This is a genomic window from Streptomyces sp. NPDC001153, from assembly GCF_053598315.1.
Map to the genome: position 1 here is coordinate 161,577 of NZ_JBSFJZ010000013.1, position 26,111 is coordinate 187,687.

14 protein-coding genes are annotated in these 26,111 nt (G+C 73.9%); 4 read left to right on the forward strand and 10 right to left on the reverse strand.

Annotation, left to right across the window (positions count from 1 at the left end; translation table 11 throughout):
* Positions 1-3: 3 nt before the first annotated feature.
* From ACWDEN_RS17345 to ACWDEN_RS17360, 4 genes are all read right to left on the reverse strand, one after another.
* Positions 4-324 carry an acyl carrier protein gene (locus tag ACWDEN_RS17345; RefSeq protein WP_351623119.1) on the reverse strand — a complete coding sequence of 107 codons (321 nt, stop codon included), beginning with the start codon at positions 322-324 and terminating at the stop codon, positions 4-6.
* Positions 321-5,468 (reverse strand): beta-ketoacyl synthase N-terminal-like domain-containing protein, encoded by a 5,148-nt coding sequence (locus tag ACWDEN_RS17350; protein ID WP_450859569.1) that lies wholly within the window; start codon positions 5,466-5,468, stop codon positions 321-323. The genes ACWDEN_RS17345 and ACWDEN_RS17350 overlap by 4 nt, the downstream gene beginning before the upstream one ends.
* 1 nt (position 5,469) lies before the next feature.
* Positions 5,470-12,882 carry an SDR family NAD(P)-dependent oxidoreductase gene (locus ACWDEN_RS17355; RefSeq protein WP_450859570.1) on the reverse strand — a complete coding sequence of 2,471 codons (7,413 nt, stop codon included), beginning with the start codon at positions 12,880-12,882 and terminating at the stop codon, positions 5,470-5,472.
* Between the two features lie 387 nt (positions 12,883-13,269).
* Entirely contained in the window at positions 13,270-15,165 is a 1,896-nt protein-coding gene (locus ACWDEN_RS17360; protein WP_450859571.1) for an RICIN domain-containing protein, read from the reverse strand.
* Positions 15,166-15,469: 304 nt separating this feature from the next.
* On the opposite strand from ACWDEN_RS17360, the gene galU reads away from it, so the two are divergent.
* Entirely contained in the window at positions 15,470-16,423 is a 954-nt protein-coding gene (gene galU, locus ACWDEN_RS17365) for a UTP--glucose-1-phosphate uridylyltransferase GalU (RefSeq protein ID WP_450859572.1), read from the forward strand.
* Between the two features lie 61 nt (positions 16,424-16,484).
* Here the strand turns inward: galU and ACWDEN_RS17370 are convergent, their stop codons facing one another.
* On the reverse strand, positions 16,485-16,937 hold the full coding sequence (locus tag ACWDEN_RS17370; RefSeq protein ID WP_351615931.1) for a DUF4442 domain-containing protein: 453 nt from the start codon (positions 16,935-16,937) through the stop codon (positions 16,485-16,487).
* 148 nt (positions 16,938-17,085) lie between these two features.
* On the opposite strand from ACWDEN_RS17370, the gene ACWDEN_RS17375 reads away from it, so the two are divergent.
* Entirely contained in the window at positions 17,086-18,108 is a 1,023-nt protein-coding gene (locus ACWDEN_RS17375) for a hypothetical protein (protein ID WP_351615928.1), read from the forward strand.
* A gap of 311 nt (positions 18,109-18,419) precedes the next feature.
* Here ACWDEN_RS17375 and ACWDEN_RS17380 read toward each other — a convergent pair whose 3' ends face one another.
* Positions 18,420-19,796 (reverse strand): MFS transporter, encoded by a 1,377-nt coding sequence (locus ACWDEN_RS17380; protein ID WP_450859573.1) that lies wholly within the window; start codon positions 19,794-19,796, stop codon positions 18,420-18,422.
* Positions 19,797-19,919: 123 nt separating this feature from the next.
* Positions 19,920-20,864 (reverse strand): NADP-dependent oxidoreductase, encoded by a 945-nt coding sequence (locus ACWDEN_RS17385; RefSeq protein ID WP_351615922.1) that lies wholly within the window; start codon positions 20,862-20,864, stop codon positions 19,920-19,922.
* A 102-nt stretch (positions 20,865-20,966) separates the two neighbouring features.
* Here ACWDEN_RS17385 and ACWDEN_RS17390 point away from each other — a divergent pair, with 102 nt between their 5' ends.
* Entirely contained in the window at positions 20,967-21,974 is a 1,008-nt protein-coding gene (locus tag ACWDEN_RS17390) for a GlxA family transcriptional regulator (protein ID WP_351615919.1), read from the forward strand.
* A 209-nt stretch (positions 21,975-22,183) separates the two neighbouring features.
* Entirely contained in the window at positions 22,184-22,828 is a 645-nt protein-coding gene (locus ACWDEN_RS17395; RefSeq protein WP_351615916.1) for a dihydrofolate reductase family protein, read from the forward strand.
* Positions 22,829-22,916: 88 nt separating this feature from the next.
* On the opposite strand, the gene ACWDEN_RS17400 is transcribed toward ACWDEN_RS17395, so the two are convergent.
* From ACWDEN_RS17400 to ACWDEN_RS17410, 3 genes are all read right to left on the reverse strand, one after another.
* On the reverse strand, positions 22,917-23,762 hold the full coding sequence (locus ACWDEN_RS17400) for a spermidine synthase (RefSeq protein ID WP_351615914.1): 846 nt from the start codon (positions 23,760-23,762) through the stop codon (positions 22,917-22,919).
* A 31-nt stretch (positions 23,763-23,793) separates the two neighbouring features.
* Entirely contained in the window at positions 23,794-24,966 is a 1,173-nt protein-coding gene (tuf, locus tag ACWDEN_RS17405) for an elongation factor Tu (protein ID WP_351615911.1), read from the reverse strand.
* 293 nt (positions 24,967-25,259) lie between these two features.
* Entirely contained in the window at positions 25,260-25,982 is a 723-nt protein-coding gene (locus tag ACWDEN_RS17410) for a DNA alkylation repair protein (RefSeq protein WP_351615908.1), read from the reverse strand.
* Positions 25,983-26,111: the final 129 nt, after the last annotated feature.

Genomic DNA, 26,111 nt, shown 5'->3' on the forward strand with positions numbered 1-26,111 from the left:
GGCTCAGCCCGCCTGCGTGGTCTTCAGGCTCCACACCACGTACTCCACGAGCCGGCCGACGGTCAGCTCGATGATCTCGTCGAACTCCATGCCGGCCAGGAACTCGGCGAGATTGACCCGCTGCCCGTAGCGCTCCTCCAGCAGCCCGGCCAGGGTGACGAGGTCGATGCTCTCCAGTTCCAGGTCGCGGTTGAAGCTGGTGGACATGCCGATGAGCACGTCGTCGTCGCCGTACTCCGCGAGCACCGTGCGGAGCATGCCCGTGACGTCGGCGAGCACGGTGTCGGCGGTGGGCTGCGCCGGGGCCGGCTGGGTGGGGTTCATCGGGGGTACTCCTCGGCTGCTTCGTCGGGGTGTCCGTCGTCGGCTGCTGCGTGGGTGTGTCCGTCCTCGGCTCCTGGCCGGGTCGTCCAGGCCACCACGTACGTGCGCTGCGGCAGGGCGGGCGGGTTGGCCACCGGTGCGCAGTGCACGGTGTAGACGCGTTCCAGCCGGCCGGAGACCAGCAGCCGGCTGCCGTCCGGCGCGGCCTCCAGCACCGCGAAGTCCCGGGGGCGACCGCCGAATCCGACGCCCTCGGCCTTGGCGACGGCCTCCTTGGCGGCCCAGAACCGGGTGAACCACACGGCTTCCCCTCCCTCCGCGGAGTGGGCCCGCAGTAGGCGCAGTTCGGCCGGGCCGAGCGCGGTGGCGAGGGTCGCCGGGTCGCGCTCGGTGACCTCTTCGATGTCGATGCCGGGGCCGGGCCGCGGGGTGTGCGGCCGAACGATCGCCACGGCCGCCTCGGCCCGGTGGGCGAGCGAGACGTCCAGCGGGGGCAGGGCGCGGCCGTGCACCCCCGTGACGTACGGTCTTCCCAACTCGTCGTTGTGCACGCGCAGTTCCGCCGGGAAGACGGGGCCCGCGCCCTGCCGCCAGAGCCACTGCCGTACGGCGTCCTTGGCCGCGACACGGCCGAGCAGCCACTGCCGGCGGCCGCGCGGCGGGCGTTCGGCGTACTCGGCCCGCTCGGCGCCGCCGAGGGAGTTGCGCATGATCAGCTCGCGCGAGGCGAGGTCGGGCCAGCGCTCGTGCACCAGCGCCCAGCCGCCGGGCCGGGCCTCGGAGAGGGTGTGGCGCTCGGGGAAGCGTTCGACGGGCCGGGTGGTGGGGTCGTTGTCGAAGCGGCGGTCCTGCCAGCCGCCGATCACGGCCCACACCCGGCCGCCTGCGGTAAGCTCCGCGTCGGCCTCCAGCACGGTGTCCGTGAGGGACGTGATCCGCAGCGCGCAGCGGACCTCGGTGCCGGGGGCCGGGTGCGGTCCGTGGAACCGCAGGTGCCGCATCCGCACGGGGAAGACGACGGTCCGCTCGGTACGGGTCGCCATGATCCAGTAGCCGAGCAGCTGGCCCACGTTGTCCAGCAGTGCACCGGGGGCGGCGGGCGCGGTGATCACTCCCCGGATGTGCCGCTCGCCGATCGCGGTGAGGTCGGTCAGGCCCTGGAAGCCGGGGCCGTGGAACATCCAGCGGTCCCGGTAGATCTGGGCGGCGGTGTGCTCGGGGCGGCGCTCGACGGCGTCCGGGAGGGGGGTGGGCGGGGGCGGTGCGGGGTGGCGTGGGGCGAGTTCGACCGTGGCGCGGGCCGTGGGGCCGAAGGCGACGGTGACGCGGTCGGGGTGGCCGGGGAGCGGGGTCACGGTGACCGTTACGTCGACGGGGGGTGTGGCGGTGAGCCAGCGGTCGAACCGGGCCTCGTGCACGGCGACCGCCCGCAGGCCCGGGGCCGCCGCCTCCGCCGCGTCCATCATGTACCGGACGATCGTGGTGGCCGGGACCACCGGCCAACGGTCCTCGATGTCCGGCCAGTTGGGGCGCTGCGGAAAGAAGCAGTGGTCCAGGAGGTGGGGCATGGTGTGGGGGGACACGTGGAGGGTGGTGGTCATCGGGGCGGCGGGCCCTGTGGCGATGGCGGTGGCGGTGGTTGCAACTGCCGCTGCGGCTGCGTGGGCGGCGGTTCTGCGCTCGCGCCGGCCGCTCGCCGTGATCAGCTGCGCCGCTGTGTCAGCGGTCTCCCGCAGCAGGGCGGTGAGCTCGACGGTCGCCGGGAAGTGCGGGGCGAGGTCGTCCAGTTGACCGAGGCCGGGGCCGGGGTCACCCGGGTGGCCCGCGGGCGCGGGATGCGCGGCGGCCAGGCCGGGGCGCAGTTCGGCGCGGAGTGCGTCGAGTACCGGGCCGTCCAGCGAGACGAGCGCGCCGCCGAGCCCGAGCCGGACGGGCGTGCGGCGCGGCTGAGCCGACGCCGCGCCGCGGGGCGGCGCGGGGGGTGGGGTCGCTGCCGTGCGCGGCGGCAGAGCGGGCGCGGGTGGCGCGGTGCGCGGCGACGCGGCGGGCGGGGGCGGCGTGGTGGGTGCGGTCGACGTGGTGGGGGGCGGTGCGGTGCGCGGCGGCGCGGCGGGTGGGGTCGGCGCGGCGGGTGCGGTCGACGTGGTGGGTACGGTCGCCGTGATGGGGGGCGGCGCGGTCGGCGCGGTGCGCGGCGGCACGGCGGGCGGGGGCGGTGCGGTTCGCGGCGACGCGGCGGGCGGGGGCGGCGTGGTGGGTGCGGTCGGCCTGGTGCGCGGCGGCACGGCGGGCAGGGTCTGTGCGGTGCGCGGCGGCACGGCGGGCGGCGGCGGTGCGGTGGGCCCGGATGCTGTGGCGTGGGGCGGCAGTGCCGGTGCCACGGAGGCTCCCGCCACCCACAACGCCGTGCTCACGCGGCGCAGCTGGGACATGCCGCTGCGCTCGGGCGCGTTGGCGGCGACGGCCAGGTGGTCGCGGTCGCCCAGCGTGTCGGCGATCAGGGAGGTGAGGCGGCCGGGGCCCACCTGGACGAAGACGCGGTGCCCGGCGGCGTACAGGGCGTCGGTCAGCTCACGGAAGCGGACGGGTTCCAGCAGATGCCGTACGAACAGCTCGCGCACCGCCCGCTCGGCCCGGGGGAAGGGCGCGGCGGTCGTCCCGGACCACACGGGTACGGTCGGTGGGTGGAGCCGGAAGCGGTTGGCCGCCTCCTTGATGGGCGCGAGGTACGGCTCCAGCATCGGCGTGTGGAAGCCGGAGCGGAAGGGCAGCACCTGGCAGATCACGCCCTTGGCGCGCAGGGAGCGTACGAACTCCTCGACCGCCGCGCCGGGCCCGCAGACCATGGACTGGCGGGGCGCGTTGTCGTGCGAGAGCACGATCCCGGAGTCCGCCCAGGACTCGGTGAGCAGGGATCGTACGTGCGCGGCCGAGGTGCCGAGGGCCGCGAAGGCGAGACCGGGGACGGTGAGGGAGTCCGGGTCGAACTCGGCCATGAACGCGTCGACTTGGTCCGGCGCGTAGAGCCCGCCGGCCACCATGGCCGTCCACTCGCCGACGCTGTGCCCGGCGACCGCGTCCGGTACGACACCCATGCGGCGCAGCGCCCGGTCCAGCAGGCGGCCCACGCCGACGACTCCGAAGCCGTGCCGGCCGACGTCACCCACCCGGACGTCCGTGCCGGGCAGCGGCGTGACGCCGAAGTGGGCGGCGATGTCGTCGGTGCGGGGCGTGAAGTCGCCTTCCAGACCGGGGAAGACGAACGCCGACCTCCCGCCGCCGGCGGGGCCGAGCAGCGGGCCCGGCCGGAACCACACATCGCTACGGCCGTGCCAGGCGCGCCCCTTGGAGACGGCTCGGCGGGCCAGTGCGAGCCGCCTGGCGGTCGGGGCCACGATGCCGAGGCGGACAGGGCCGGCGTCGGGGTGCGGCAGGTCCGGGTCGAGCCCGGCGGCGAGGACGGCCGAGTCGTCGGCACGGAGGAGGGCAGCGAGGTCCGGCATGCCGTCGGCGGCCAGCAGGAGAATCCGCTCGGACTCGGTGACGTGGGCGGGGACGGGGACAGGAACGGGGACGGGGACGGGGACCGACGCCGGGTCCGAGGCCGGGGCAGGAGTGGGAGCCGGATCCGGGGCGGGAGCCGGCAGCAGATGGGCCGGAGCGGCCTCCGACGGCGCCGACGAGACACGCGCGGCCCGCACCGACGCCACGTCCGTACGCGTGACCCCCGGCGCCTCCTCCAGCACCACATGGGCGTTGATGCCGCCGAAGCCGAAGGCGTTCACGGCGGCCCGGCGGACCGGCTGCCGGGCGTCCGTCTGCCAGGGGCGGGCCTGCTCCAGTGTGCGGAAGCGGGTGGCGGGGAGGGCGGGGTGGGGGTCGTCGCAGTGGAGGGTGGGCAGGAGGGTGCCGTGGTGGAGGGCGAGGGCCGCCTTGACCAGGCCGGCGACCCCGGCGGCCGGCATGGTGTGGCCGATCATCGACTTCACCGAGCCGAGGACGGGGCGGCGGCCTTTGCCCTGCGCGGGCCCGAACACCTCGGTGAGCGTGGCGAGTTCGGCCGCGTCTCCGGCGGGAGTGGCGGTGCCGTGTGCCTCCAGCAGGCCGAGGGAGTCCGGGGCGGCGGGGTCGAGCCCTGCGGCCCGCCAGGCCTGGCGCACGGCTCGGGCCTGCCCGCCGGGGTCCGGCGCGACCAGCCCCGCCGTACGGCCGTCGCTGGCCACGCCCGTGCCCCGGATCACCGCGTACACCCGGTCGCCGTCGCGTTCGGCGTCCGCGAGCCGCTTCAGGACGACGACGCCCGTGCCCTCGCCGATGAGGATGCCGTCGGCGTCGCGGTGGAAGGGGCGGATGCGTTGGCTCGGGGACAGGGCGCGCAGTTGGGCGAAGACGCTCCAGAGCGTGATGTCGTGGCAGTGGTGTACTCCCCCGGCCAGCATCAGGTCGCAGCGGCCGGTGGTGAGTGCGGTGACCGCCTGGTCCACGGCGACCAGGGAGGAGGCGCAGGCCGCGTCCACGGTGTAGGCGGGGCCGCGCAGGTCGAGCCGGTTGGCGATGCGGGAGGCGGCGAGGTTCGGGACCAGGCCGATCGCGGCCTCCGGGGTGTCGGGGCCGAGCCGTTCGGTGAACGCCGTGCGGACGCGGTCGAGTTGGGCGGGGGAGAGATCGGGTAACAACTCGCCCAGGGTGCGGGTCAGTTGTCCGGCCGTGCGCACGCGCTGGTCGAGACGGACCAGGCCCGGGGTGAGGTAGCCGCCGCGGCCCAGGGCCACGCCGATCCGGTCCCGGGCCGGGAGCCGTTCCTCGCCGCCGGCGTCCGCGAGCGCGGCGGCGGCCACGTCGAGGGCGATCAGCTGGTCGGGCTCGGTGCCGGGCACCGAGGCGGGCATGATGCCGTACCGGGTGACGTCCACCTCGGCGAGGCCGTCCACGAATCCGCCGCGCCGGCAGTAGATCCGGTCGGGGGCGGCGGGTCCGGTGGCCGAGCCGGGCCGGTAGTAGTCGGCGTCCCAGCGGTCCGCCGGGACGTCGCTGATCGCGTCGACTCCGTCCCGCAGGTTGCGCCAGTAGGCCTCGAGGCCGGGGGCGCCGGGCAGCAGCACCGCCATCCCGACGACGGCCACAGGAGTCTGCCGTGCCGTCATGTCACCAGCCCGACGCGGTGTAGACGACGGCACGGACCGACGGTTCGCCCCAGGCGAGCTCCCGCAGCAGGGCCGCGGTGCCCTCGTCGGGGTCGATCAGCTCGACCCCGCGCCGGGCGTACTCACGGCCGAGTTCGGCGCCGACCATGCCGCCGTGCGCCGCGGACGGCGCCCAGGGTCCCCAGTGGACGGTCAGGGCGCGAGCGCCGGTCCGGGCGGCCCAGTCGGCGCCGAGGGTCTCCAGGGCGTCGTTGGCGGCGGCGTAGTCGGCCTGGCCGCGGTTGCCGAGCACGGCGGCGATGCTGCCGAACAGCACGGTGAACGCGGGGGCGCCCGGCAGGTCGTCCAGGGCGGCGAACAGCGCTGCGGCGCCGGCCGTCTTGGTGCCGTAGACCCGCTGGAAGGACTCGGGGGACTTGTCGGCGATCAGCCGGTCCTCGATCACCCCGGCGGCGAAGACGACCCCGTCGAGGCGGCCGTGTTCGGCGTGGATCTCCTTGACGGCCCGCAGGACGGCGTCGCGGTCCCGGAAGTCCACCGAGCGGTAGCGTGCCTCGCTGCCGAGTGCGCCGAGCTCCGCGAGGGTCGTGGTGATCTCCCGCTGGGCGAGGATCAGTTCGGCGGCCCGGTTGATCTCGGCGGGGCCGGGCGCGGCGCCGGGTCCGGCGGCGAGCGCCGCCCGCAGCTCGACGGGGGTGCGCGCGGCGGCGGTGTGCGGGGCCTCGGGTGCGGTGGGCGCGGGCGTGCGGCCCAGCAGCTCGATACGGCACCGGCAGGCGCCGGCCAGCGTGGCCGCGAACCTCGCGGTGATTCCGCGGGCGCCCCCGACCAGCAGGACGACGGAGTCCCGGTCGAGGCCGAGCGCGGCCGCTTCGGCGGCGCCGTCCCCGGCGGGTCCGGCGCCGGTGGCGGCGAGCGGGCCGAGAGGCGCGGGCACCAGCGCGAGGCCGTGTCTGGCGCCGGCCGCCGTGCGCAGGACGACGGGGGCCGGTTCGGGCGCCCGCAGCTCGGCGAGCAGGGCGTCGGCGACGGCCGCCGGGGCGGTGTCCGTGACGGCGACGACTCGGGCGAGCAGGTCCGGGTACTCGCGGCCGACGCTGCGGAACAGGCCGTCCAGTCCGGCCGCTCCGAGAGCGCCCGCAGGGTCGGCGGCCCGCAGGGCGAGCAGCTGGCGCGGGGCCCGCGCCAGCGCCGCGCGCAGCACCGGGAAGGCGTCCGGCAGCACCGGGAGGTCCGGGCCGGGCAGCGCGCCGAGGTACACGACGCCGTCGACCGGACCGTCGTCCGCGGTGAGGAGGTGGCTCGCGTGGAGCATCACGGCTTCGGCGCCGTGCTCGGCGAGCCGGGCCCCGACCTCCGCCGCCGCGCCCGCGCCGTCCCCGAGGAGGGCGAAGCGCCGGCCGGCCAGGGTGCGGCCTGCGTCACCCCCGACAGCCGGCTCCGGCTGGGGCTCCGGGAGGGGCACGGGACGCACCTCGCAGCGCCGGGGAGGAACACCGGGGACGGGGGCGGGGGCGGGGGCGGGATCGGGAGCGTATGTCGGTGGGGAGTACGCCGCCCCGGCCGGTTCCTGACTTCGTCCGGCTCCCGCGCCGGTGAACGCTTCCTCGGTCCGCTCCTCCGCGTATCCGACCTGACCGCCGGTGCCGGACCCCTCGTGCCGCCCTCCCCCGCCTGCGGACCGCGCCGCCACCCGCGCCGTCAGCCACCCCGTCACCGCGGCGGCCGTACGCGCCTTGGCCAGCTCCTCCAGTTCGGCGTCCGCCAACACCTCGGCGCCGCCCGCGATGCCCAGCCGCTTGGCGAGTTCGCCCGCTATCTCGGCCCGCTTGATCGAGTCGATGCTGAGGTCCGCCTCCAGATCGAGGTCTGGCTCGATCATGTCGACGGGATAGCCGGTGCGTTCGCTGATGATCTCCAGGACGACCCGCTCGATGTCGGCGACCGGCGCTTCCGCGTCCGGCTCGGTCAACTGTGTGTCGACCGGCGGGAGTTCAGGGAGGACCGTCACCGTCCGCGGAGCCGGTACGGCCGGGGCGGGCGCCGGCGGTGTGGCGCCGGGCGCCGAGCCGAAGTAGGTCAGCAGGACATCGCGCTGGGCGGCGATCATCTCCCGGCTGGTGCGCAGGAATTCGGAGATGAGCGCGTCCCGGTCGGCCGGGGCGCCGTACGGCTGGTCGGTGGTCACGGTCGTCTCCACGACTCGTCGGGCCGGTGCGAGGGCACCGGGCAGGAGTGCTCCGTCAGCGGTGCGGACGAGGTGTCCGTCGACCGTCCAGCCGGGCCGTTTCGGTGCCGGGCCGCGCAGCGCGTCGACGGCGTCGCGCCCCCGCAGTAGCCAGGCGGTGCGCACCGGCTGTCCGGCGACGGCGAGCCGGGCGAGGGCGTCGAGCCAGCCGCGCAGGCCGCTGTCGGCATCCGGTTCGCAGGCGACGGTGCGATGCGGTCGGTCGCCGAGGATCCGTGCGACGAGCCGGGTGAGGACCGTGCCGGGGCCCGCCTCGACGAAGACGCGGGCGCCCGCCTCGTACATGGCCTCGATCTGGGCGGCGAAGGCGACGGGGGCACCGATCTGGGCGGCGAGTTCGGCGCGCACCTCGTCGGGGCCGGGCGGATAGGGCGCGGCGGTGCGGTTGGCCCAGACGGGGAACTCGGGCGTCCGCACCGTCTTGTCCGCGAGGACCTTGGCGAACCGCTCCCCCGCCGCGGCCACGAGCGGGCTGTGGAAGGCGCAGGCCACGGGGATGCGCCGCGCGCCGAGCCCGGCGTCGCGCAGCAGCCGTACGGCTGTCTCGACATCCGCCGTCGGTCCGGAAATCACCGTCTGCTCGGGTGAGTTGAGGTTGGCGACGACGACGGCGGCGGGTGCGCCGGTCGAGCGCAGGGTGCGTACGACGGTCTCGGCGCCGGCGCCGACCGCGGCCATGGTGCCCGGGTCGTCGCCCGCCGCCGCCAGGATCGCACCGGCCCGCTCCGCGCTCAGCTCCAGCAGTGTCTCGGGGTCCAGGGCGCCGGCCGCGGCGAGGGCGACCAGCTCGCCGTAGCTGTGCCCGGCGGCCTGGTCGGGGTGGACGCCGGCCGAGGTGAGGAAGGCGTGGGCGGCGAGGCCCGTGATGCCGAGGGCGGGCTGCGCGGCCCGGGTGTCGGTGAGGGCGGCCCGCCGACGCTCCCGCGCGGCGTCGTCGAAGGCGGCCGGCGGGTGGACGCTGTCGGCGTGCGCGCGACCGAGGTCCAGGTAGTGCCGCAGCTCGGGAAGGTGGACCAGGAGCTCGGCGAGCATCCCGGGGCGTTGACTGCCCTGCCCGGGAAAGAGAAAGGCGACCTTGCCGGGCACCGGGTCGGCGACGACCCCGCTGTCCACCGGCTCCACGCCTCTGCCCTCGACCGACTCCGCGCGTCCGCGCACCACCGGCGCCGCGAACCCACCCCCCACCGACGCCGCGGCGGTCGTGTCTCCCATCGACTCCGCGGCCTTGCCCTGCACCGAATCGGCGACGCAGCCCTCCACCGAACCCGCGACGCCGTCCTCCACCGAACCCGCGAAGCCACGCTCCACCGAACCCGCGACGCCGTCCTCCACCGAACCCGCGAAGCCACGCTCCACCGGGTCCTCCACCCCGCCCTCCACCGAACCCGCGAAGCCCCCCTCCGCCGAATCAGCGAAGCCCCCCTCCGCCAAGCCCGCGCCGGGCCCCTCCCCCCGCTCCGACACCCCGCCCCGCGCCGGATACGCGCCCGCACCCCGTCCCGCACCCGCACCCACGGAGTCCTCCTCCCCCGCCCCCCTCACCGCGTCCGCCACATGGATCCCGGCGCCCGGATCGCGCTCCCCCGCGAGGAGCCGTCGCAGTTGTCCGGTGAGTTCCTCGGTGTCGCGGGCCACGAGCGCGGCCTGTACCGGATGGTGTGAGGTGTCGGCGCGGCGGGCCGCGGCGAGGGCGAGGTCGCGCAGGCGCCAAGGGCGGCCGTCGGTCTCGGCGGCCCGGAGGATCTCCTCGGCCTGCCGATGGGCCGCCGCGGTGTCCCGGCCCCGGAAGAGGAACAGCTCGGCCGGCCAGGCGTCCACGGACCGGCGGAGCGGTGCGGCGTCGGCGTGCGCGGCCAGCACGGCATGGAAGTTGGTGCCGCCGAAGCCGAACGCGCTGACCCCGGCGAGGCGTTCGGCCGCCGGTGCCGTCCAGGGCCGGGCGCGGGTGTGGAAGACGAACGGGCTGTCGCCCTCCGCCCAGGCCGGGTTGGGCCGCTCCAGGTGCAGGGTGGGCGGGGTGACACCGGTGTGGAGGGCGAGGGCGGTCTTGATGAGGCCGGCGAGGCCGGCGGCGCACTTGGTGTGCCCGATCTGCGACTTGACCGAGCCGAGCGCACAGCCGCCCGCCGCCGCGCCCGCTTCGGTGAACACCTCGCTGAGCACGGTGAGTTCGGTGCGGTCGCCGACGACCGTGCCGGTGCCGTGCGCCTCGATCAGGCCGACGTCCGCGGGCGAGACACCGGCGTTGCGGTACGCCCGCTCCAGGGCCGCCCGCTGGCCTTCGGGGCGGGGTGCGGTGAGGCCGAGCGAGCGGCCGTCGCTGGCGGAGCCGAGGCCCTTGACCACGCCGTAGATCCGGTCGCCGGCGCGTTCGGCGTCCGCGAGCCGTTTGAGGACCAGGCAGGCCACGCCCTCGCCGAGGGCGATGCCGTCGGCGCAGGAGTCGAAGGCGCGGGAGCGGCCGGTCGGGGAGAGCGCGTGGACGGAGGAGAACAGGACGTAGTCGTTGATGCCGTTGTGCAGGTCGGCGCCGCCGCACAGCACGAGGTCACTGGTGCCGGAGACGAGTTCCTTGCAGGCCACGTCGAGGGCGGCGAGGGAGGAGGCACACGCGGCGTCGACGGTGAAGTTGGTGCCGCCGAGGTCCAGCCGGTTGGCGATCCGGCCGGAGATGACGTTGGCGAGCATGCCGGGGAAGGAGTCCTCGGTCAGCCGGGGCAGTTGTTCGTCCAGTCCGTCGGGCACCGTGCCGTAGTAGGACGGGAGTACGGCGCGCAGGGTGACGGCGTTGGACAGGTCGCTGCCCGCCTCGGCGCCGAAGACGACCGAGGTCCGCGCGCGGTCGAACGCCCGCCCCTGCTCGCCGTATCCGGCGTCCTCCAGCGCTCGGCGGGCCGCCTCCAGGGACAGCAGCTGGACGGGTTCGATGCTGCCGAGGGAGGTGGGCGGGATGCCGTAGCGCAGCGGGTCGAAGGGGATGCGGGGCAGGAATCCGCCCCACTTGGACGCCGTGGTGCCGGACGCGTGGTGCACGGCCGGGTCCCAGCGTGCGGCAGGCACCTCGGTGACGGCGTCGCGGCCGGTGACGATGGTGGACCAGAAGGCGGCGAGATCGGGGGCCTGGGGGAACATGCAGGCCATGCCGACGATGGCGATGTCCAGCGGCGCGGGCGGCTCCGGCGCGGCGGCGGAGACCTCGGCGCTCGGGCGGGCGGCCCGCCGCGTCAGGAGCTCGGCGGCGCCGTCGGTGACCGAGCGGTGCAGGTCCGCCAGGGTCGTGGTCCGCGAGCGCAGCACGGCGACCTCGCCGGCCATGAACATCCCGTCCGCGAGCTGCCGTTCCTCGTCCACGGTCGCGAACGCGCCGTCGGCTCCGCGCTCGACGCCCTTGCTGGCGATGCGCAGCCGGCCCACGTTGAGCCGTTCCAGCTGCTCCCAGACCTCGCGGTCGGTCAGCCCCTGCGCGCGGAGAGCGGCCTCGCGCGCACGGTAGTCACCGGTGAAGGGGCTCGGGACGCAGCGGGTGGCGTGGCCGGGGGCGGTCTCCAGGAGGGTGGTCGTGGTGGCGGTGAGCACCTGCCGCTGGAAGACGGGCCGGACGGCGCCGTGCGCGACGGCCTCCTCGGTGAACAGGTAGGAGGTGCCCATGAGCAGGCCGATGGCGGCGCCCCGGGCGGTGAGCGGTGCGGCCAGGGCCGCGACCATCGCCGCCGAGCGTTCGTCGTGGACGCCGCCGGCGAAGAACACCTCCAGCCGCCGGGCGGCCGGATTGTCGGCCTGGTCCAGGAAGTCCTGCAGGACGGCGAGTTGGGCCTCCCAGAGGGGGAAGGAGGCGCGCGGTCCGACATGACCGCCGCACTCGGACCCCTCGAACACGAACCTGCGCGCGCCCGCGTCCAGGAACTGCCGCAGCAGTCCCGGCGAGGGCACGTGCAGGTAGGTGCGGATCCCGGCCCGCTCCAGCGTCTCGGCCTGGGCGGGCCGTCCGCCGGCGATGATCGCGTGCGTGGGCCGCAGGTCCCGTACGGCGTTCAGCTGGGCGTTCCTGATCTCCTCGGGCGCGAAGCCGAGCACGCCCACGCCCCAGGGCCGCCCGTCCAGCACGGCCCGCGCCTCGGTGAGCATCGACCGGGTCCGCGCGCCGTCGGCGAGGGCCAGCGCCAGGAAGGGCAGCGCCCCGTCCGCGGCGACGGCCGCGGCGAAGCCCGCCTGGTCACTGACCCGGGTCATGGGCCCCTGCGCGACGGGGAGCAGGGTCCCGAGCGCCTGGCTCATGGCCGACCCGGGACGCAGGGCCGTCGCCGCACCCCCGTCGGCCACGCCGTCGATCGCCGTCGACACCTCCCGCACCGACCGCCGTACGTCCCCGAACCGTTCGGCGAACCGGGAGGCGAGGAATCCGTCCTGGCCGACGGGCAGGAGCCGGCCGCGCAGGTCGTCGGCGCCCAGCAGGGACGCGACCGCCCCGGGGTCGTCGGCCGGCGGGCGCGGGGCGTCCGGTCCCCGGCGCCGCAGTACCCGGTGGCCGCCCAGCACCACGGTCTCCGAGCCGTCCAGGGTGCGCAGCACCGAACGGACCGTCTCGGGCAGCCCCGACTCGGCGAGCAGGGCCAGTTGGCTGTCGAGGACCACCCCGGCGGCGCCGCCGGCCACCGCGGCCGCCGCCGTACGCGGGCCGATGCCGCCGCAGGCCCACACCGGGACGCGGCTCGACTCCTCGTCGGACAGCAGCTGTTGGAGCAGGACGAAGGTGCTCAGCTCGCCGACGCGGCCGCCGCTCTCGGCGCCGCGGGCGACGAGCCCCTGGGCACCCGCGCGCACGGCCGCGTGTGCCTGGCGGATGTCCGTGATCTCCGCCAGCACACGGCAGCCGGAGGGGAGTTCGGTCCGCCACCAGGTCGCGTCCGCGGTGAGGACCACGGTGTCGGGGGCGTCGCCGACCTCGGCCGGGGTCAGCGCGCAGCGCCCGGTCACCCGCACCCCGAAGGGGCCCGGCGCGGACCGTCTCAGCCGGGACAGCGCGTCCCGGCATCTCCGGTCTCCGGTGCCGAGGTCGAGGATGCCGAGCGCCCCGGCGGCACAGGCGGCGGCGGTGAGACCGGCGTCGGGCTCTCCGAACGGGGTGAGGCACAGGACGAGGTCATGGGGGCGCACAGGCGAGGTCATGATGCTCCGGCACGATCGGCGGGACAGCACGGTGGGGGGTGTGCGGCGGAACGCTCTGGTGCGAGGGCACCGGAAACTAGCCTCGGCCTACTCACGGGTCAATAACGCCGCCCCCTTTTCGCGCCCGGTGACATCGATTCGGCCAGCGGGTCGAATTCCGCGCAAGAACTGGAAAATGGCGGTAATTCCCCTCACCGGTGCGGGCGGGGCACCACTCCGGCCCCCGCACCACACCACCACAACCCCGGCAAAGTCCCCGCATGCGTCACCGCCCACTCACCCGGGCGCAACGCGCCGGTACATCCGCTCGAAGTCTGTAAATTCCACATGACTTCGGCGCCGTGGCTCGATCGCGGCCGGGGTCCGGGGGACGTCCCGCGCCGATCGTCAGCGCGGCAGTGTGCCCACGGCCGCCGGTACGGCGGCGACCGTGCCGGCGACCGGCGGGAGGGCCCGGTGCAGCAAGCGCACCGCCCGGGCGGGCAGGACGGACCCGGTGTGCCGCTGGTCGTGGCCGGCGCGGACCTGGGCGATCCGGGTCTCGTTCGCCTCGCCCGGCTCCCCCGGTCCCACCGACGGCCCCGGACCGCCGCCCGCGTCCTCCGGCTTCCCGGACGAGGTGTTCCCGTGCGGCGGGCCCTCGCCCTTCGAAAGTCCGTCCCCCTCCGAAAGCCCGTCGCCCTTAGAGGATCCAGCGCCCTGCGAGGGCCCATCGCCCTGCGCGAACCCCGGCTGACGGCCCCGTGGCGCGTCCGCCCCGCCCTGCGCCGCGTCCGGCTCCAGCACCCAGAGCTGCTCCGGCGAACCGTCGCGCGGCGTCAGCGTGACGCGGGCGGACGCGTCGCCGGAGCCCGGAGCGAGCGCGAGGCCCGCGTGCCGGCGCGGCAGGATCTCGCCACCCACGGTGATGTCGTACGCCACCTCTCCGGAGTGCACGACGCATCCGGCCAGCACGACGCTCTTCGTCCCGGTGTCGGCGGCCAGGCACAGGGACGGGTCGGCGGCGCTGCGCAGCAACCCGTCGTCCTGGTACGACCACTGCTGCGAGGCGGCGGAGGAGCACGGCGCGAGCCCCACGCCCGCGCCCGCCCGCACGCTGTCCCCGAGCACGTCCAGGCAGCGCCCGGAGACGAGGCCGCGCAGGCTTCCGTGGGCCACCTCGACGGGATCGCCGGCCGAGGCGGCGGCGCGGGCGCCCGTGCCGCCGGGGCGCGTGATGTGGCCGGCGGGGGCGCCCCAGGTGGCGCCGGGTACGGGGACACCGTTGTCGTCGGACCAGCTCCTGACCGCGAGGACGGTGGCGAGCAGCGCGAGCGAGACCAGTCCGACGCCGACGGCCACTGCCGTGCGGTGGCGGCTGCCGGGCCCGGTGCGGTGCCTGCCGCCCGCCCCCGTCCCCGCTGCCGCCGGGGCGGGTGCCGGTGCCGGTGCATACGGCAGGTCCTCGGCGGCGGCGCGTCCGGGCCGGGAGTCGAGGTAGCGGCGGGCGCCCCAGCCGAGCACGGTCTCGGCGAGCAGGAGGCCCAGGCCGCCGTCGAACAGGCCGAAGGTCTCGGCGGCGTACCGGCAGTAGGCACAGGCCTCCAGGTGCTGTCGCACCTCCGGCAGCAGGGCGCCGCCACGGCGCATGGGGACGTCCAGCAGCCGGTTGTAGAAGCGGCATTCCCTGGAGGGCGCGAGTTCCCGGTGGGCGCGTACGCAGCCCGCCCGGAATTGATCGCGCGCCTGTTCCAGGGCGGCCGTCGCGGTGGCCGGATCGATACCCAGCAGACCAGCGGGTATGTTTATCGGTTCCGCTTCCACCTCGGTGTGCCACAGAAGGCATTGCGAGGCGCCGGGAAGTGCCCGGAACGCGCGTTCGGCGAGTTGTCGCCTTTCCGGTGTTCCGGGGTTTGTCGCACGCAGTCCGCGGCCTCCGGCGGGTTTGCGCAATTCCGGCAGGGTCGCGCAGGCCACGTCGTCCGCCGCCCAGGCGCGGACGATGTCGCGGACGGCGACGAGCAGCTGCGGGCGCAGGGCGCCGCCGGCCACTCCGCCCGCCATCCGCCCGAGGACCTCGTGGAAGGCGGCGGTGGCCACGAGTTGCGGCACGGGACCGGCGGAGGCCAGACAGACGACGGCGTAGTCGCGGGCGGCGCGCCAGTGGCGGGCCAGCAGCAGGGCGACGGCGTGATGGCGGACGGGGTGGGGGCCGCCGAGCCGGGCGGCGAGATCGCGGTCGGACTCCCCGGGCGAACCGGGCAGCGGCGGGTAGGGGGGGCGTGGGGGGTGTGGGGACTGCACGGAACCATTTCCTTCCAGCCGCAGGACCGCACACGAAATGCCGTCCTGTCGGAAAGCAGTGCGAGGTGGGGCATACCTGGTTCTGGTACATACCTAAAGGGCCGGCCTGGGCGTTCGACGCCCGCCTCTGCCCTCCCGCGGGAAGGCTCACCTTCGCACATGCGACTCACAGGAAACAAGAAGTTCGATTGACTCGACTTCAAAGTCGGTGAAATACACAGGAGTTACCGCCGGTATCACTTCCACAGCCCGTTCCCATGTTTCTCCGGGCGCGCTCTCATCGGCGTACCCGAGCATGGGCCGCATGATCGTCCCCCACTCCCCGGCGACCCCCGCCCACCCCCGTACGGTCCGCAAGGCCGTCGTACCGGCCGCCGGACTCGGCACCCGCTTCCTGCCCGCGACCAAGGCCACACCGAAGGAGATGCTGCCGGTCGTCGACAAGCCGGCCATCCAGTACGTGGTCGAGGAGGCGGCCGCGGCCGGCCTGGACGACATCCTGATGGTCACCGGCCGGCACAAACGGGCCATCGAGGACCACTTCGACAGCGCCTTCGAACTGGAGCAGGCGCTGGCGGCCAAGGGCGACACCGTACGTCTGGACGCGGTGCGCGATCCGGCGCGGCTCGCCGACATCCACCACATCCGCCAGGGCGACCCGCTCGGGCTCGGCCACGCCGTACTGTGCGCCCGCCACCACGTCGGTGACCAGCCCTTCGCGGTTCTCCTCGGCGACGATCTGATCGAGCCGCGCGAGACCCTGCTGAGCCGGATGCTTCAGGTCCGCGAAGGTCACGCGGGCAGCGTGGTGGCGTTGATGGAGGTCGACCCGGCGCAGATCCACCTCTACGGCTGCGCGGCGGTGGAACCGGCGGGCGAGGACGGGGTCGTACGCGTCACCGGACTGGTGGAGAAGCCGGCGCCCGCGGCCGCGCCGAGCCGGTACGCGGTCATCGGCCGGTATGTCCTCGACCCGGCCGTGTTCGACGTGCTGGAGCGCACCCCGCCGGGCCGCGGCGGGGAGATCCAGCTGACCGACGCCCTCCAGGACCTCGCGGCGGCCGGCGCCGTGCACGGGGTCGTCTTCGACGGTCTGCGCTACGACACCGGCGACAAGGCCGACTATCTGCGCACGGTGGTCCGGCTGGCCTGTGCCCGCCCCGACCTCGGCCCCGAATTCACCGACTGGCTCAGGGAGTTCGTGGCAGGACTGGAGGAGGGCGCAGCCGGCGGCAGGGGCGGGCGACGGGCGGCGTAGCGAGAACGCACGCAAGGGGAAGGGCCCTTCTGCGGGCCCCCTCCCCCTCACCCATGTCCGCCTAGCCGTTGGGACGCAGCGTCCAGACGACGGTCATCTCCCCGGTCACGGCGCCGTCGGCGCGGCGGATCTCGATCGCCACGGGGAACTCGGGGCGCTGCCCGGCGTCCAGCTCGGCGACGACGTCGGCGGCCGGACGGCCCAGCGTGGCGGTCGCGGTGACGGCACCCATCGCGAGCTTCTTGTAGGCGATGTCGGCTCGGACGGCCAGCGGCACCGCGCGGGAGAGCTGCTCCCCGAAGGCGGCGAGCACGATGGCCCCGCTGGCCGACTCACCGAGGGTGAACATCGCACCGGCGTGCGGCCCGCCCACGTGGTTGTGATACGCGCCCTGGTCCGGCAGGGACACGACCGCCTTGTCCGGAGAGGTCTCCAGGAACTCGAGGTTCAGCGTCCGGGCCATGGGCACGGTGGCGGCGAGCATCTCGCCGATCGACATCTGGTCTGCGCTCATGGCGCCATGTTACTCATGAGTAGCCGAACCTGACCAGCAGGGAGCCGCGGCCCGCGTCCTCCCCTCCACTGAGTCGCCCCGCTTCGCTACGACCCTGACGAGGGCCGGTGACCGAATCGTGTCCCTGGCGGCACTAGGGTTACTGGCCATGTGGCCAGATCAGCAGCCGCCAGGGGGCGCGCAGAACCCGCAGAACAACCCGCAGCACAATCCGTACCAGCAGCCGGGTTACCAGCAGCCGAACCCGTACCAGCAGCCGGGATACCAGCAGTATCCGCAGGCCGGGCCGTACGGTCAGCAGCCGCAGTGGGGGCAGCAGCAGCCGCCCACCGTGCCCGTCCCGCAGCCGCCGCAGTCCGGCGGCGGCCGCACCAGGCTGATCGCGATCGCCGCGGCCACGGCGGTCGTGGTGGCCGCCGGAGTGACCGGCTATCTCGTCCTCGGCGGGAAGAACGACAAGAAGGACCAGGCCGACGGCAAGGGCGGGCAGCACGCGAGCCAGTCGCCCGCCTCCCAGACCACGGCCAGTCCGTCGGTGACGGACGACCCGCGCGGAGCCGAGACGGAGAAGCCGACCATTCCCGGCTGGAAGGTCGTGGTGAACCCCAAGTGGGGCGTCGCGTTCGACGTGCCGGCGGAGTGGGAGGTCCAGTCCCCCGGCGTCGCGGTCGGCTTCACCTTCCCGAAGAGCGAGAAGGACAAGGGCATCACCATGTCGGGTCTCGCCGAGTACAAGTCCAGTTGGTGCACCTCGGACGACGACAAGGACGGCCGCACCGAGGACACCCCGCTGGCGGTCGTGGGCACCAAGGGGGCGAGCGGCGCCAAGAACACGGACGAGATCGCCATCAACACACCGCCCTGGTGGATCTACGGCGGTTACACCATGCCGGACAAGAAGAGCATCTCGTGGGACAAGAAACCCACATCCTTCAAGTCCGCTTCGGGTGTCGAGGGCAGCTACGCGTGGGCCCAGTCGACCCACACGCCACGGAAGGGCAAGTGTGTGTCCGACGGCAAGGCGCTCACGTTCGGCTTCCAGAACTCGGCGCACGACTACGTGTCGTTCGACTTCTACGGCGCCAAGGGAGTGAACGGCGAGGTGTCCAAGGCAACCGTGCTGAAGATCCTCGGCACCGTCCGGCTGCACGGAGACCCGACGAATCAGTGAGCCCGCCGGGTGTTCCGGCCCGCCGCGTCCCGGTGGGCCGGAACACGAACGACAAGGCCGAGGCGGGCGCCGCGGCAACGGCGGTGCGGCGACAACGGCGGGTGCGGGGGCATCGGGCAGCGCGGCGGAAGCACGCGGCGCAGCGTCCGGCATGGTTTTGAGGGGCCGCCGGTAGCCATGGGCGAAAGCGCGAGCCCAGTCGAGCCGTGGGCCTTCCAAAAGGCGGACGTCCGGGCAGCTGACCTGCCCGGACGTCCCTACGGCTGGACCCGCCGCATCCGCGGCCCGGCCATGGCGGGTGATCCTCGCGCTCAGCCCTGGGCCGCCGCCCGCTTCGGCAGAAGGAAGACGACGATGCCCGCTGTGACAGCGAGGACGAACACCCCGAACGACGCGACGGCAAAGGCGTGGCCGGCGGCGGCAACCCTGCCTACTGCCGCGGGATGGAACGAGCCGAAGAAGACCGCTCCGACAACGGCGACGCCCAGCGCTCCGCCACACTGCTGGGCCGTGGACAGGACCCCGGACGCGACACCCGCCGACTCCGGTGTGACGCGGCTCAGCACCGTATTGAGCGCCGGAGTGATGACCAGTCCCCCACCGACGCTCTGCACAACGAGGGCGGGGATCACGAGCAGCGGAGTGATCCGCGGGCCGGAGACCAGCAAGAGGCCGGCCGCCAGGTAACCGCTCGCCAGTATGATCGCCCCGACCTCAAGGACACGTCGTCCATATGTCGGGATGATCCGGCTCGCCACCATGCTGAACACGAAGAACGCGGTGGCTGCCGGCGCCTGGACCAGGCCGGCGCCGAGCGCCGACATCCCGAGGCCCTGCTGCATCGTCACCGACAAGGCCAGGTAGTACGAGTAGATCAGCGCGTACAGGGCCAGGACGAGAATGATCCCGAGCGAGAACGAGCGCTGTCTGAACAGCGCCAGCGGTACCAGCGGATCCCCGCCCCGCCGTTCCAGGCCCCGCTCGACCGCGACGAACGAGCCGAACGCGACCGCGCTGCCCGCGAAGCAGGCCCAGACCCACCATGGCCAGCCCGCCTCCTGCCCCTGGATCAGCGGGAGCACCAAGAGGAAGAGGGCCGCGCTGAGCACCAGGACGCCGGGCACGTCCAGCTTGCGGGTGGCAGCCGAGCCGGTCTTCGGCAGGTGCCGAACGGCGAGCAGGAACAGGGCGGTCCCGATCGGCACGTTCACCCAGAACACCAGGCGCCAGCCGGAGCCGAACAGGTTGGCACCGATCAGCAGTCCGCCGATGAGTTGTCCGCCGATGGTGGCCATCCCCATGACGATGCCGACCGCGCCGTAGACGCTGTGCCGCCTCGCTGCCGGCACCAGCACGGTGACGAACGCGAACACCTGGGGAACCATCAGGGCCGCTCCCAGGCCCTGGACGACGCGCGCGGCGACAAGGCTGCCCGCGTTCGGTGACAGCGCACACGCGACTGATGACAGAGTGAACAGGGCCACCCCGAGAAGGAGGATCCGCCTGCGGCCGTACAGGTCGGCCAGGCGAGTGGCGGTGATGATGAAGACCGCGTAACTCAGCTGATAACCCGCCAGAACCCACTGGACATCGCCGGCGGAGGCGTGTAGGCCCGCCACGATCGAGGGATCGGCGACCACGACGATGAACGAGTCGAGGACCGCCATGAACAGGGCGGACAAGACCACCGATATCGTCGTCCAGGGAATGGCGTCAGCTCGCGCGGCCACCAACGGCGGGCCGGCTGATTTCTGGCTGCTGGCCACGATGAGAAGCCTCTTTGCGCGTTGTGGTCGGGCAGTGACGTTCCATCAGTCGACGGTGAGCACCAACTTCCCCGCGGTCCTGCCGGTTTCACCGAGCTCGTGGGCCTTGGCGGCGTCCGCCAGCGGGAAGACGGCGTCGACGTGGACCTTGAGCCTGCCGGTCTCGACCAACTCCGTGATGGCCAGCAGCGCTCGCCGGTCGGGCTCGACCAGCATGAAGCCGGAGCGGACGGAGCGCGCGGCCGCAGCCGAGGCGAGCGCCTCGGTCTCGCGAGCCGGAAGGGTGATCAACGTGCCGCCGTCGCGCAGGACCGACAGCGAGCGCTCCTGGTAGTCCCCGGCGATCGGGTCGATCACCACGTCCACATCGGAGACGACGGACGCGAAGTCGACCTCCGTGTAGTCGATCACCTCGTCCGCGCCCAGCCCCCGCACGAACCCGTGCTTGCCCGCGCCGGCCGTGCCGATGACGTACGCGCCGTACGCCTTGGCGATCTGCACCGCCAGGTGCCCCACGCCACCCGCCGCGGCGTGCACCAGGACGCGCTGTCCCTCCCGCAGGGCCGCCGTGTCCACCAGGGCCTGCCAGGCCGTCAGCGCGGCCAGCGGCAGGGCCGCCGCCTGCACGTGGTCGAGTCCGGCCGGCTTGGGGGCGAAGTGGCGTGCCGGAGCGGCCACGTACTGCGCATAGCCGCCGACCATCCGCGGAAAGCCCGGCATGCCGTACACCTCGTCGCCCGGCCGGAAGAGTCTCACGCCGCGGCTGACGGCCTCCACCACACCCGAGACGTCCCACCCCACGATGCCGTCACCAGGCAGGTACAGGACACCGGCCGCCCGGGTCTTCCAGTCCACCGGATTGACGCCGGCCGCGTGCACGCGGACCAGGATCTCCGTCGGACCGGGTACCGGCCGCTCCCGTTCCACGACCTTCAGGACCTCCGGCCCACCCGGCTCTTCGAAGGCAACGGCCAGCATCTTCTCCGCCATCCGGAATCACTCCCCCGTCTCGTTCGCGGTTGATCCACAGCCTGGCGCCGCCGGGCGGCCCAAACGAGTGGCCAGATTGCCAATAAGTGAGAGAATCTGGCCATGCAGCAGACCAGGCACCGCGTCGTCGTCCTCGCCCTCCCCGGCGTCGTCCCCTTCGAACTCGGCATCCCCGCCAAGGCCTTCGGCCTCGCCCACGGCCCGGACGGGAACCGGCTCTACGAGGTGCTCACCTGCACCCCGGACGGCCGGCCGGTGCGGACCAGCGAGGACTTCTCGATCGCCGTCGAGCACGACGCAGGCGTGATCGCCACCGCCGACACCCTGATCGTGGCGGCCGTCAAGGACCCGATCGGCGGCAGCGGCCCGCTCCCCGAACCGGTCGCCACCGCTCTGGCCCAGCTGCGGCCAGGGACCCGCCTGGTGTCGATCTGCACGGCCTCCTTCGTCCTCGCCGCCGCCGGACTGCTCGACGGGCGGCCCGCCACCACGCACTGGGCGCACAGCAAGCGCTTCCGCGAGCTGTACCCGCGGACCCCGCTCGACACCGACGTGCTCTACGTGGACGACGACGACGTGCTCACCTCGGCCGGCGCCGCCGCCGGGATGGACCTCTGCCTGCACCTGATCCGCCGCGACCACGGCAGCGAGGTCGCCAACCAGGTCGCCCGCCTCTGCGTCGTTCCGCCGTGGCGGGACGGCGGGCAGGCCCAGTACATCGCCCGCCCCGTCCCCGATGACAGCGGCAGCGACACCGCCGGGGCCCGCGAGTGGGCCCTCCAGCAGCTCCACCGGCCCATCCAGCTCGCCGAGTTGGCGGCCCAGGCGGGTATGAGCGTGCGCACCTTCAGCCGTCGTTTCCTCGCCGAGACCGGCCGGACCCCCGGCCAGTGGCTCACCGCCCAGCGGCTGGAACTCGCCCGCAGGCTGCTGGAGTCCAGCGACCTGCCGGTGGACCAGGTCGCCGAGCACGCCGGGTTCGGCAGCGCCTCCTCACTGCGCCAGCACCTCGCCGCCGCGATCGGCGTCTCACCCGCCGCGTACCGCCGTACCTTCCAGGGCCGGAACCACTCCCGGATCCGCCGTCAGCCACTCGACATCGGCGGCTGAACCCGGCCGCTCGGCCTGCCCGAGGCATGCGGCGCGGGGAACGGGCCGAGGCGGTGACGTCCGCCACGACCACACCGCCGGCGGTGGCGCTTCCCGACGCGCCTCGGAAGAAGTTGTGGGCCGCTGTCGATCCGGCCACGTCCCGTTCGACGTCATGATGTGCGGCGCCCCGCCACACGACGACGCGACAGGACCTGCCGAGGACACCCGTGGATCAACTACTGAGAGTCATGAACTTCACCGTCTCGAGTGACGGAATCGGTGCCGGTGAGCACCAGAGTCTCGAGCGGCCGTTCGGCCACGACCATCCCGAGAGGCTGTTCGCCTGGGCCGGAGCCACGGCGAGCTGGCCCATGCGCACGGATGCCGGGGGAAGCCGGGGCCTCGATGACTACTTCACGCGAGACTTCGCGCGCAACATCGGTGCCGAGATCATGGGCCGCAACAAGTTCGGGCCCCAGCGCGGGCCCTGGCAGGACCATGAGTGGCGCGGCTGGTGGGGGGAGGAGCCCCCGTTCCGCACACCGGTGTTCGTCATGACCCACCACACGCGCCCGTCGTTCACGCTCTCCGACACCACGTTCCACTTCGTCGACGGCGACCCGGCCGCGGTCCTCGAACGGGCGCGGGAAGCGGCACGGGGCAAGGACGTCCGGCTCGGCGGCGGGGTCACCACCGTCCGGCAGTTTCTCGATGCCGACCTCGTCGACACCATGCACGTGGCGGTCTCGCCGGTGAAGCTCGGGCCCGGACTACGGCTGTGGGAGTCCCCCGATGAGCTGCTCGACCGGTTCCACCTGGAGGTCGTGCCCAGCCCGAGCGGCGTGACACACCACCTGTTCTGGCGAAGGTGACGCGACGGCCCCGGTCTGCGCGGCGGACGTCGGCACCGGTGTGGGCGGAAAGGTTGTCCAGGATGCTGCAGATCGGGGCGCCGTCGGGTCAGCCGATGCCGAACGACCCGCCGGGAGGCTCGGGTGACGGTACGGCCTCGGCGTCCTCCACCGGCCGCGCCGGACCGGTGAACTCCCGCACCGACGCCCCGTGTTCGACCCGCGCCGGAAAGGCGTCCGCCGCGGTACGCCGGGCCAGGACGGCGGTGTCCAGGGGCCGGTGCGCGGCGACGAGCACCGTGTTCCCGAACCTCCGGCCGCGCAGCACCGCGGGCTCGGCGATCAGCAGCAGCTCCTCGAAAACGGCGGAGAACGTGGCCAGTTGGGACCGCAGGAACCCGAACGGCGCGGCGTCGGCGAGGTTGGCCAGATAGACCCCGCCCGGGCGCAGCACCCGCTCGGCCTCCCGCGCGTAGGCGAGCGTGGTCAGATGCGCCGGCACCCGGGACCCGCCGAAGACGTCGGCGATCAGCACATCGGCGTGATCGTCCGGGGCCGCCTCCAGCCAGGCCCGGGCATCGGCGGCGTGCACCGCGATGCCCGGGCCCTCCGGCAGCGGCAGATACTCGGCGACCAGGTCCAGCAGCCCCCGGTCGGCCTCGACGACGTCCTGCCGCGAGCCGGGCCGCGTCGCAGCCACGTACCTGGGCAGGGTCAGCGCTCCCCCGCCCAGGTGCACCACGTCCAGCGGCCGTCCGGCCTCGGCAACGGTGTCCAGCACGTGCCCGAGGCGCCGCGCGTACTCGAACTCCAGGTACGTCGGCTCATCGAGATCGACGTAGGACTGTGGCGCTCCGTCGACCGTGAGCAGCCAGGCCCGCTCCCGGTCGACGTCGGGCATCAGCTTGGCGGTGCCGTGGTCGGTGGCGCGGGTGACGGGTATCGATGCGTTCACTTCTCCATTGTGGGCGAGCGCGACACCGGCCTCACTCCACAGTGGTCACCGTCCCGGCTCCCACAGTCCTGCCCCCCTCACGGATGGCGAAGCCGAGACCGGGCTCCAGGGGAACCTCCCGCCCCAGCTCGACCGTCATCTCCACGGTCTCCCCGGGCCGGGCGATCCCCGCCTCCCCGAGGTCGACGTCCCCCACCACATCCGCGGTCCGGATGTAGAACTGCGGCCGGTACCCGGTCGCCACCGGGGTCGTACGACCCCCTTCGCGTCCGGACAGCAGATACACCCGCGCCGAGAACCGCCGGGCGGGCACCACGCTCCCGGGAGCCGCCACGACATGCCCGCGCCGCACGGCGTCGCGTGGCACGCCCCGCAGCAGCACCGCCACATTGTCCCCGGCCTGCGCCTCCTGCATCGGCTTGCCGAAGGTCTCGAGGCCGGTGACCACGGTCTCGACCTCGGCACCCAGCACCGCCACCCGGTCCCCGAGGCGGAGCGTCCCCCGCTCCACCGCGCCGGTGACGACCGTGCCCCGGCCGGTGATGGTGAGCACGTTCTCCACCGGCAGCAGGAACGGCGCGTCCAGGTACCGCTCCGGCATGGGCACGTAGGTGTCCACCGCGTCGAGCAGCGCCTCGATGGCCGCCGTCCACCGCGGGTCGCCCTCCAGCGCCCGCAGCCCCGAGACCCGTACGACCGGTACGGCGTCGCCCGGGTAGCCCTGCGCCGTGAGCAGGTCGCGGACCTCCAGCTCGACGAGGTCGACGAGCTCCTCGTCGTCCGTGCCGTCGGCCTTGTTGAGCGCGACGACGATGTGGTCGACGCCCACCTGCCGGGCGAGCAGCACGTGTTCGGCGGTCTGCGGCATGATCCCGTCGAGCGCGGACACGACGAGGATCGCCCCGTCGAGCTGTGCGGCGCCGGTGACCATGTTCTTGACGTAGTCGGCGTGGCCCGGCATGTCCACGTGGGCGTAGTGCCGGGTGTCGGTCTCGTACTCGACGTGCGCGATGTTGATGGTGATGCCGCGCGCGGCCTCCTCCGGGGCCCGGTCGATGCGGTCGAAGGGCACGAAGGTGCCGGTGCCGCGCTCGGCGAGGACCTTGGTGATGGCGGCGGTCAGGGTGGTCTTGCCGTGGTCGACATGACCCATGGTGCCGATGTTCAGGTGCGGCTTGGTGCGCACGTAGGCCGTTTTGGACATGGCTGTACCTCGAAGCCTCTCAGCCTTGAAAGGAGAATCGGGACCCCGGGGACTGGCCGACCCTCCCCCTGCGGGGTCCGCCGGACGTTCCGGGGAGGGTCAGCTTCGGGCGCCGTCGACAGCGGCCACGAGGATCAGGACGGCAGCCTTCGGCGCATCCGCGACGGCGGATGCTGCGAGGAGGAAGGCGTACCGGAACATGGGTCGATCATCGCCGAGCAGATGTCCCGCGTCGAACGATTTTCGGTGGTCGGCGAGTTGGGGCCTGCGGTGGAGCCCGCGTCGAGGCCTGCTCAGGCGCCGATGTTCTTCAGCGCCTCCCGGACGGTCAGCGGGGCGAACCGGCCCCGCTCGCGCGCCAGGAAGGCCCGTACGGCCTCGGGGTCGGTCTTGGCGTACTCGCGCAGGGCCCAGCCGATCGCCTTGCGGATGAAGAAGTCGGGGTGCCCGGACTGGAGCAGGCAGTAGCCGAACAGCCGGTCGGTGTCGGTGTGTTCCTTGCGGGTCAGCTGGTGGAGCAGGGCCGTGCGCACCGGCCACAGGTCGCCGTCGGTGATCCAGGCGTCCATGTCCGCGCCGAGCGCGGGGTCGGCGGCGACCAGCCGGCCGACCACGTGCGCCGCGAGCGCATCGACGGTGTCCCACCACGGGACGGTCGTCACGAGGTACCGGATCACCGGCAGGAGGCCGGAGGAGCACCGTCCGGCGTGCCGGCGCAGACAGTCCACCGCGAAGTAGTGGTACTCACGCTCGGGCAGCGCCCAGCAGCGCAGTGCGATCGCGGTGCAGTCGGCCTCGTCGGGGCGCGGGGTGCCCGCGAGGACGGTGCGGGACAGGGCACGGCGGTACGGGGTGGGGATGCCGAGGAAGGGCGCCACGTCCTTCATGTACGCCCGCATCGGTCCGGCCCGACCGGGATCGGCGGCGGCCGCGAACACGGCCGTCACCCGCTCCAGCACGGTGTCGGCGAGAGCACTGCGCGGCACATGCGGCGGGGTCGCGCCCGTGGCAGTCATGAACGAACCATACTATCGAATGCACGTTCGGACATCCGGCGCGAACCCCAGCTCAGCGGCCCTCGCGACGGGGGTTGCACCCCCTTCCGCACCGGCGTTACCTGGAAGTAGCGGTGGTACAGCGGCGGA